Here is an 8989-nt window from a genome sequence, read left to right as displayed (position 1 = left end):
TTTTGGCATTTTACCCCATGTTAACTTCTTTGCAAGTCTACTGCCATTTTTGACCTAATAATTGCATAAAGGCAACTATTTTTCCCATTTCCTCTGAATATCGCTTCTTTTATTAAAATAAATGCGCCTACGTTCTTATTTCGCAATAGAGGCGGGAATCTTAGAAAATAGGTGTCGCCTTGCACCTATTCGCCAACATCACATCGCCGCTCTTTCTTTATCGTTCGCTTGTTCGCTTACTCGGGTATTCTTTTATAGGCCTGTTCCCTTGTCCCTTTTACGCATATTCACTTGTTCGTTGTTCCCTTGCTCCCCAGTTCGGCCCAACCGCTCATCCTCGCCAATCTCCTCCAGCCACATTTCAAGTTCAACCCCGGCAGCCTTTATCATAAGAAACGGCGGCACAAGCAATAGCCGTACAAGCAGACGCGAACGTCCAAAAGAGAACAAACTTCATAAGCGGAACACGAAGTTACCCGCTACCTCGCTAAAAAGCATCCCTCCCATATCAGAAATGCTTTTGGAAACCATAATATTCTCTTATGCCTATATATCCGGGTTTTGTGGTAGGATTAATAGTACAAAAAAAGGAAACGACGCCCGCGCCATAATCCGCGGCCGGGGTTTCAATCCGCAAAGGAGGCTGCCGCGCCATGGCATATGAAGCCAAATGGGCGTCCGACAAGGAAAAGCTGAGCAAGGTGGAGCTGCAAAAGCTGGAAAAGGACGGCCTGGACGTCATTCGTTCGATTATCGAAACCTACTCGCGCGAGGGATACGCCTCCATTCCGGAGGATGAGCTGAACCGGTTTAAATGGGCCGGCGTCTACGAGCAAAAGCCCCGCGACGGTCATTTTATGATGCGGGTGCGGATCAATACGGGACGCATGACCTCGGAGCAGGCGAGAGGCCTCGCCTCCATCGCCCAGGAGTACGGCCGCGATCTGGCCGACGTAACCACCCGCCAGGCGATTCAGTTCCACTGGCTGCGGGTGGAGAACCTGCCGGATATTTTTCAGCGGCTGGAGAAGGTCGGACTCTACTCGTATGAAGCATGCGGCGACTGCCCCCGTACCATTGTCGGCAACCCGCTCGCCGGCATCGACAAGGACGAACTGCTGGACACGACGGCTCTTGTCGAGGAGATCAATGACTTTTTCCTGCTGAACCGCGATTTCTCAAACCTGCCGCGCAAGTACAAAATGTCGGTTTCCTCCAGCATTTACAATACAGCGCATGCCGAAATCAACGATCTCTCGCTTACGCCCGCCGTAAAAGTAATCGACGGCGCGGAAGTGACCGGCTTTCACGTTTGGGTCGGCGGCGGCTTGTCCGCCAAGCCGCATTTTGCCAAGAAGCTGGACCTGTTCGTTCGTCCCGAGGAAGCGCTTAAAGTGGCGGTCGGAGTCACGACGCTGTTCCGGGACCACGGGTACCGGGAGAAGCGGCATCACGCCCGGCTGAAATTTCTGGTGGCGGATTGGGGGCCGGAGAAGTTCCTGGACGAGCTGAAAAAGCTGATCGGGGATATGCCGGGGCTCGGCGAGGACAAAATCGTCGGCTGGAACGGCGCCTACTTTGACGGCGTTCATCCGCAGCGCCAGCCGGGTTTGAACTATGTCGGGCTGAACGTGCCCGTCGGGCGGCTGTCCGGGACGGAGCTCGCGGAGCTGGCCCGGCTTGCGGATGAATACGGCGACGGAACAATCCGCACCACCATGTCGCAAAACATCATTCTTCCGGGCATCCCGGACGCCAAGGTGGAGGCGCTGCTGAAGGAAAAGGTGCTGGAGCGGCTCACCCCCTTTCCGGACCGGTTTGTCAGCCGCACCGTGTCCTGCACAGGGAATGAATTCTGCAACCTGGCCATCGTCGAAACGAAGGAGCGCGCCCGCCGCGTCGCCGAATACCTGGACAGCCGGGTGCAGCTGGACGAGGACATCCGGATTCATTTCGTCGGCTGCCCCAACAGCTGCGGGCACCGCTACATTGCCGATATCGGCCTGCAGGGCTCGCTGGTCAAAACCCCCGAGGGTATGATCGACGCGTTCGATCTTTCCGTCGGAGGCATCCTCGGGCCGAACGCGACGCTGGTCAGCCCGCTCAAAGGACGGGTCAAAGGCGACGATGTCGGCCCGGTGCTGGAGCAGCTGATTCTGTTCTACCGGGACAACCGGAGCGCGGAGGAAACGTTCCACCAGTTCGTGCACCGCGTCGGCCCCGCGGCCTTCCAGGAAAAGCTGGCCGAAGCGCTCGTCGCGGCTTCCTGATCAAAAGCATCGCGCTCCATTCCGCCCGTTTTCTTTAGTCCTCCGGACCGGAGGAGTTGAGGAAGCGGGCGGTTTTTTCGGCTGTTTCCCCGCTCCCGACAAACACCACCCGGTCTCCTTCCTGAAGCTGAACGTACGGCCCCGGTGAGATGGTGACGCCTTTGTCCCGGCGCAGGGCGATGATGGTCGCGCCGGTGTTCTGCCACAGCTGCAGCTCGGCAATCGTCCGCCCGATGACATGGGCCCCCGGCTCGATGGTCACTTCGAGCGGATTGTACGGCGTCAGGTTGCGCAGACGGTCGGAATAGTTCATCATGTCCCGGACCAAGCTGTCGAACTTTTCGTCGATGGCCTTTTTTTCGCGCAGCAGCTGCTCCAGCTCCTGCTTCAGCGAGTACGCCGAGCCGATGTACTGGTTGTATTGGTTGATGTAATCGATCGCTTTTTCCCGGGACAGGACCGTGATTTCCTTTCCCTGGCTGACTTCGACGATGCCCGCTTCGCGCAGAAGCGCGATCGACTTGCGGATGGTTTCCGAAGAGACGTGATACTGGCCGGTTAAAAGCGTCCTCCCCGACAGCTTGGAGGATACCGGAAACTCCTTGTTAATAATCCGCTGCGCCAGGTCAAGGGCGATGGATTGGTAAATCGGCAGGTCGCTCATGGTTTGTTAACGCTCCCAATAAACCCTCCGTTTGGACCGGAGGCAGGATGATGAAATCCGTTGGACATGTAGTCCTTCCTTATTTTATACGAAGCGCCTGCAAAAGAAAAAGCGGCAAGCAAAACGCTCCGCCTCCCGGCACGGCGCGCATCGTTCGGCAGGCCGGGGGTTGGCGGAGCGTTTTTGGATCATGCGCGGCGGTACGGAGGCGGGTTCCCGCCGATTCGGTTGGCGGATGGAAAACATCCCGCCGCTTACGCCTGCATCAGACCGGACGGGCGGACTGCAGGTGCGAGCGTTTCATACTGCTCAAGAATTTGTGTCTGAAGCGGATGCCCCGCCGCAATACCCAGGTGATGCTCGATGACATGCGGCACGCCGTGCCGGTGCAGCTCGCTTTGCAGCCGGACCGCTTCGGCGTCCTCCGGCGAGTCGAACAGCAGGGCGGCCGCGACCGCCGACGTCAGATGGGCTGTCTCCAGGCCCAAGGCGTGCGCTTGCAGCAGCGGACGGACCAGCCGCTCCTGCGGCGAGAGCTTGCGAAGCGGAGACCGCCCGACGCGAACGATTTCGTCCGTCAGCGCCGGATTGGCGAAGCGCTCCAGGGTCGTGCGAATGTAAGCCTGGTGCCGTTTTTCGTCCAACCCGAACTTGGCCGCCAGCAGCTTCCCCGTCTCGCTCAGAATCAGGTGAACTTTGGCCCGCAGCTCTCCGTTTTCGAGCGCCTCCTGTATCGTCCGAAAGCCCTTCAAATGCCCCAGGTATGCGGCGGCGCAGTGGCCCGTATTCACGGTAAACAGCTTGCGCTCCTGATACGGCTCCAGCGGGTCGGCGTAGCGGACGCCTGCAATGTCGGGGTAATCGTCCAGCAGAGCAGAACGGTCCACGACCCACTCGTAAAATGGCTCCACCGTCACCTGCAGCGGATCGGCGGTTTTCTTCTGGTCGGGTACAATCCGGTCCACGGTCGCGTCGGGAAAAGCGATCCAGCGGTCGGCCTTGGACCGCAGCCTCTCGTCCAGGTGGGCGTAAACCAGCTTTTTCAGCCGGCTGCTCCCCTTTACGCCATTCTCGCAAGCAATCACATGCAGCGGCCGGCTGCCCGCCCGCAGGCGAAGCTCGATGCCCCGGGCGATCGGCTTTGCGATCTCCTTTAGCGAGGAAGCGCCGACCGCTGTCGTGACCACCTCCGCCTCGGCTACGGCAGCCGCAACTTCCTCGGGCCGTCCCGAATGGACGGCCGTTACGTTCGTCACCACTTCCGTTTCGCGCTCCGGACCGGCCAGCGTGACCGGATAGGCCTTCCGCTGCCGCAGCAGCTTTTCCTGCTTGGGATTCCGGACAACAAAGCAAACCTCATACCCCGACTCCGACAAAAGCTTTCCGATGAAGCCCCGGCCGATATTGCCGGCTCCAAAATGAACGGCCTTCATGCAATCCCTCCTTGGTTGGCTGTTGACATATCCCGTAAATTTAACAGAATCTTCTGATAATTTCGCGTGCGAAAAGACGCCCCGCCGGCCGCTTTGTTTAAAAGCGCGCCGCAGGTGAGGAGGTCTTTTCATTTACCGGAGCAGGGGCGATGCGGCTCGGTTCGTTTGCCGCGCCACCATGCGCCTCTTTTTCGGATGTCCATCCGCAAGCGGCTCCCGTCAGTTGGCGGCAGCCGTTCCGCCGCTGACCGGATCTTGCGCTCCGATGCAGTAGGTTACGGGATTGGCGAGCAGCTCTTTGAAATCGACTTTGCTGAGACAATCGGTTTTGGTGGGAGGGGTGTCGAATGTCAGGAGCTTGGTGATCGTGTTGGGCACGACCACGCAGTGCATGCCGGCGGCCACGGCCGCGCGGGTGCCGTTCGGGGAATCCTCGATGGCGATCGCTTCATCGCCTCGCACGCCGAAGCAGTCAAGCACTTGCTGGTACAATTCGGGGTCGGGCTTCACATTTTGCACATCGTCCGCGGTGCGGATGCAGTCGAAATACTCGCGGATGCCCAAATGAACCATGTATTTGTCAATCCATTCGCGGCGGGAGCTCGTCGCCAGGCCGATCTTCAATCCGGCCTCCTTGGCGCTGTCGAGAAAATGCCGGATGCCCGGGCGCACCTGCTCGCTTTCCATCAAAAGCGTATGCTGGGCGTGCACCGTCGTCCGCAGCTCCTCTCGGTCTACCGGAAGGTTCATATGCGTGTTCAGATACTCATAGGGGTTAAAGGCGCTCAGGCTGGTCCCGATGCATTGCGAGTACAGGTCCACCGTCAAATCCACGCCATGCGTCTTGTAAGCGTCACGGAAGGCAACATACCATGCGGTTTCCGTATCGATTATCGTACCGTCAAAATCAAAAACCATCGCTTTAATCAAAATACAGTCTCCTCTCCAGCTCTGTGATGTCTTGCCGCCGGCCGGTGTCGGGTGCTTTTTTATTTTCGGGCTGACTCCTATCCGTTGTTCTGTAGTATACACCAGTTCCTCTTCACTAACAACCCATATGTAAGGTATATGTTGTTAGTTGCGGAAAGTTGCCTAAAACAGCAAAACAACCTTCTTTTGCTCGTGGATGAGAAAAGAAGGTTGTTTTGCTCTATTGCTTCTGCCTGTCAATCCAAGGCTTCGGCTCGCCGGCCTTTGCCTTTTCCGGCTGCTTTCGGCTTGCCCGCTTCCTTCGTCCTGCCGGCCGCTTTCCCTTTCTTCCCTACCGCCGGTACATCCGCCGGGTCCAGCGCCGCGCCGGTTTCCCGCTTCGCCTGCTCCGCTTGCTCCGAGCCGCCCGAGCGATAAGCCCAGTTCCCGCCATCGGGGCCATACAGGACTTCCGTGCGAAGGCGGTCCCGCTCCATAACCGGCTTCAGGTAACGGCCGGTGTACGACACGTCGCTTTTCTCGCACACTTTTTCCGGTGTGCCGGTGGCTACGATCGTCCCGCCCTTGGTGCCGCCCTCCGGTCCGAGGTCAATCAGGTAGTCGGCTGTTTTGATGACGTCCAGGTTGTGCTCGATAACCAGCACGGTCTCGCCGCTGTCCACGAGCCGGTGCAGGACCTCCAGCAAACGGTCGATGTCGTCGACATGCAGACCGGTGGTCGGTTCATCGAGAATGTAGAACGAACGGCCCGTGTTGCGGCGGTACAGCTCGGCCGCCAGCTTCACGCGCTGCGCTTCGCCTCCGGACATGGTCGTCGAAGGCTGCCCCAGCTTCATGTACCCGAGCCCTACGTCCAGCAACGATTTGATTTTCCGGTAAATGCGCGGGTTGTTCTCAAAGAAGCGGCTCGCGTCCTCAATGGTCATGTCCAGCACTTCGGCGATGTTTTTGCCCTTGTAGCGGATTTCCATCGTTTCGCGGTTGTACCGGCTGCCTTTGCAGACTTCGCAGGGAACGTACACGTCGGGCAGGAAGTGCATCTCGATTTTGATGATCCCGTCGCCCCGGCACGCTTCGCAGCGCCCGCCCTTGATGTTAAAGCTGAACCGGCCCTTCTTGTAGCCGCGCACCTTGGCTTCGGTCGTGGTGGAATACAGGTCGCGGATGTCGTCGAACACCCCCGTGTAGGTGGCCGGGTTGGAGCGCGGCGTGCGTCCGATCGGCGACTGGTCGATTTCGATGACCTTTTCCACGTTTTCCAGACCGAGAATTTCTTTGTGGTCGCCCGGGCGCACCTTTGCCCGGTTCAGCTGCTTCGCCATGGACTTGTACAAGATTTCGTTCACCAGCGAGCTTTTGCCCGAGCCGGAGACCCCGGTGACGCAGGTGAAGACTCCGAGCGGGATTTTCACGTTGACGTTCTTCAGGTTGTTTTCCTTCGCTCCCCGGATTTCCAGCCATTCCTCGCGCGGCTTCCGTCTTTGGGACGGTACGGGGATCAGCTTTTTGCCGCTCAGGTATTGCCCGGTAATCGAAGCCGGATTGTCCATGATTTCCTGCGGCGTGCCCTCCGCGATGACGGAACCGCCGTGAATGCCTGCGCCCGGTCCGATGTCGATGATGTAATCGCAGGCCAGCATGGTGTCCTCGTCGTGCTCGACCACGATCAGCGTGTTGCCGAGGTCGCGCATTTTTTTCAGGGTGCTGATCAGGCGGTCGTTGTCCCGCTGGTGCAGCCCGATGCTCGGCTCGTCCAGGATGTACAGCACGCCCATCAGGCTGGAGCCGATCTGGGTGGCCAGCCGGATGCGCTGCGCTTCGCCGCCGGACAGCGTGCCGGCCGCACGGCTCATGTTCAGGTAATCCAGTCCGACGTTGACCAGGAAGCCGAGCCGTTCCTTGATTTCCTTCAAAATCAGGTTGGAGATGGCCTGCTCTTTGCCGGTCAGCTCCAGGCTGTCGAAAAAGAGATGGGCTTCGCCGACCGGAAGCTCCGTCACATACGCGATGTTTTGGCCGCCGACCGTCACCGCCAGTATTTCGGGCTTCAGCCGCTTGCCTTTGCACTTCTCGCATGGTTTGGACGCCATGAAGCCTTCGATGAACTCGCGGATGCCGTCGGATGCGGTTTCCCGGTACCGCCGCTCCAGGTTGTTCACGATGCCTTCAAAAGCCGCCCAGGCCTCGCGGCTGTGACCAAAATCGTTCTCGTAGCGGAAGTGCACCCGCTCGCCGCCCGTCCCGTACAGCAGCTTCTCCATCTGCGCGGGGGCCAGCTCTCCAACCGGGACGTTCATTGGTATTTTGTAGTGGCGGCAGACGGCCGCCAGAAATTGCGGATAGTAGTTGGACGTTCCGCCCGACCAGGCGGCAAACGCGCCGTTCTCGATCGTAAGGGTCGGGTCCGGCACCAAAAGGTCCGGGTCGACGATCATTTTGCTCCCCAGGCCGTCGCATTCGGGGCAGGCCCCGAACGGGCTGTTGAAGGAAAACATCCGGGGCGAAAGCTCCTCCATGCTAAAGCCGCAGATCGGACATGCCAGGTTCTGGCTGAAAAGCAGCTCCTCTTTTTCCATGACGTCGACCAGAACCCGGCCTTCGGCCATTTTGAGCGCCGTCTCCAGGGAATCGGCCAGACGGGTTTTCACATCTTCTTTCACGACGATCCGGTCGACGACGACCTCGATGGTGTGCTTTTTGTTTTTCTCCAGCTCGATCGTCTCGGAAAGCTCCCGCAGCTCGCCGTTGATCCGCACCCGGACAAAGCCCTGCTTGCGGATTTCATCCAGCAGCTTGACGTGCTCGCCTTTGCGTCCAGACACGAGCGGGGCCAAAATTTGCAAACGGGTCCGCTCGGGGTATTCCATTACCCGGTCCACCATCTGCTCGACCGTCTGGGACGTAATTTCCGTTCCGTGGACGGGGCAGTGCGGATGCCCGATGCGGGCGAACAAAAGCCGCAGGTAGTCGTAAATTTCCGTAACCGTCCCGACCGTGGACCGGGGGTTGCGGCTCGTCGTCCGCTGGTCGATGGATATCGCCGGCGAAAGCCCTTCGATGGAATCGACATCGGGCTTTTCCATTTGGCCCAGGAACTGCCGGGCGTACGCGGATAACGACTCCACGTACCGCCGCTGGCCTTCGGCATAGATCGTGTCGAAAGCCAGGGACGATTTGCCGGAGCCGCTGAGCCCCGTCAGCACGACGAATTTGTCGCGGGGAATCGTGACGTCGATGTTTTTCAGATTATGGGCTCGCGCCCCTTTGATTACAATATTGTCGCTGGCCACTCTCGCTCATCCTCCATGCCGAATTGGTTCCTTGAATTTTTCTATAAAAAGCGGCGGTTTGCCGAAAAAACCTTGCGGCGGCGAAGCGCCGGACTGCGCGTTCGGGACGGGGTTCCGGTCGCNCTCGCTCATCCTCCATGCCGAATTGGTTCCTTGAATTTTTCTATAAAAAGCGGCGGTTTGCCGAAAAAACCTTGCGGCGGCGAAGCGCCGGACTGCGCGTTCGGGACGGGGTTCCGGTCGCTGTTGGTTTTGAGAGGCCGGAATGAATTCCATCGGACGCCTCTCAAAACCAAAGGCGAACGCTGCCGCTCCTGCACCCCGTTCCCGACGCTCCGTCCTGCTTTTCGCCGCGTTGTTGGCGTGACCGCCGCGTTCCAGTTCGGCTCTGCCGAGGGGACG

Annotated in this window: 5 protein-coding genes; 1 reads left to right on the top strand and 4 read right to left on the bottom strand. The window is 58.9% G+C overall.

Going from position 1 to position 8989, the window contains the following annotated elements; translation table 11 throughout:
- Window positions 1-653 precede the first annotated feature (653 nt).
- Window positions 654-2270, top strand: a complete 1617-nt coding sequence (locus tag AC6I6H_RS10060) for a nitrite/sulfite reductase (protein WP_497953626.1) — start codon at window positions 654-656, stop codon at window positions 2268-2270.
- Window positions 2271-2304: 34 nt separating this feature from the next.
- Here AC6I6H_RS10060 and AC6I6H_RS10055 read toward each other — a convergent pair whose 3' ends face one another.
- From AC6I6H_RS10055 to uvrA, 4 genes are all read right to left on the bottom strand, one after another.
- Window positions 2305-2934 (bottom strand): cation:proton antiporter regulatory subunit, encoded by a 630-nt coding sequence (locus tag AC6I6H_RS10055; protein WP_497953625.1) that lies wholly within the window; start codon window positions 2932-2934, stop codon window positions 2305-2307.
- 254 nt (window positions 2935-3188) lie between these two features.
- On the bottom strand, window positions 3189-4367 hold the full coding sequence (locus tag AC6I6H_RS10050) for a mannitol-1-phosphate 5-dehydrogenase (RefSeq protein ID WP_497953624.1): 1179 nt from the start codon (window positions 4365-4367) through the stop codon (window positions 3189-3191).
- 219 nt (window positions 4368-4586) lie between these two features.
- Window positions 4587-5297, bottom strand: coding sequence for an HAD family hydrolase (locus AC6I6H_RS10045; RefSeq protein WP_497953623.1), 711 nt, complete (start codon window positions 5295-5297; stop codon window positions 4587-4589).
- A 236-nt stretch (window positions 5298-5533) separates the two neighbouring features.
- Entirely contained in the window at window positions 5534-8587 is a 3054-nt protein-coding gene (gene uvrA, locus AC6I6H_RS10040; protein WP_497953622.1) for an excinuclease ABC subunit UvrA, read from the bottom strand.
- Window positions 8588-8989 lie beyond the last annotated feature (402 nt).

The organism is Gorillibacterium sp. sgz306347 (genome assembly GCF_059735245.1).
The sequence above is the reverse complement of the archived record's forward strand: the minus strand, read 5'-3'. Positions and strand labels throughout refer to the sequence as shown.

Excerpts from the sequence above, each read along its gene's own strand:
- AC6I6H_RS10060 (WP_497953626.1), top strand. The coding sequence starts at position 654 with ATGGCATATGAAGCCAAATGGGCGTCCGACAAGGAAAAGCTGAGCAAG.
- AC6I6H_RS10050 (WP_497953624.1), bottom strand. The coding sequence starts at position 4,367 with ATGAAGGCCGTTCATTTTGGAGCCGGCAATATCGGCCGGGGCTTCATC.
- AC6I6H_RS10055 (WP_497953625.1), bottom strand. The coding sequence starts at position 2,934 with ATGAGCGACCTGCCGATTTACCAATCCATCGCCCTTGACCTGGCGCAG.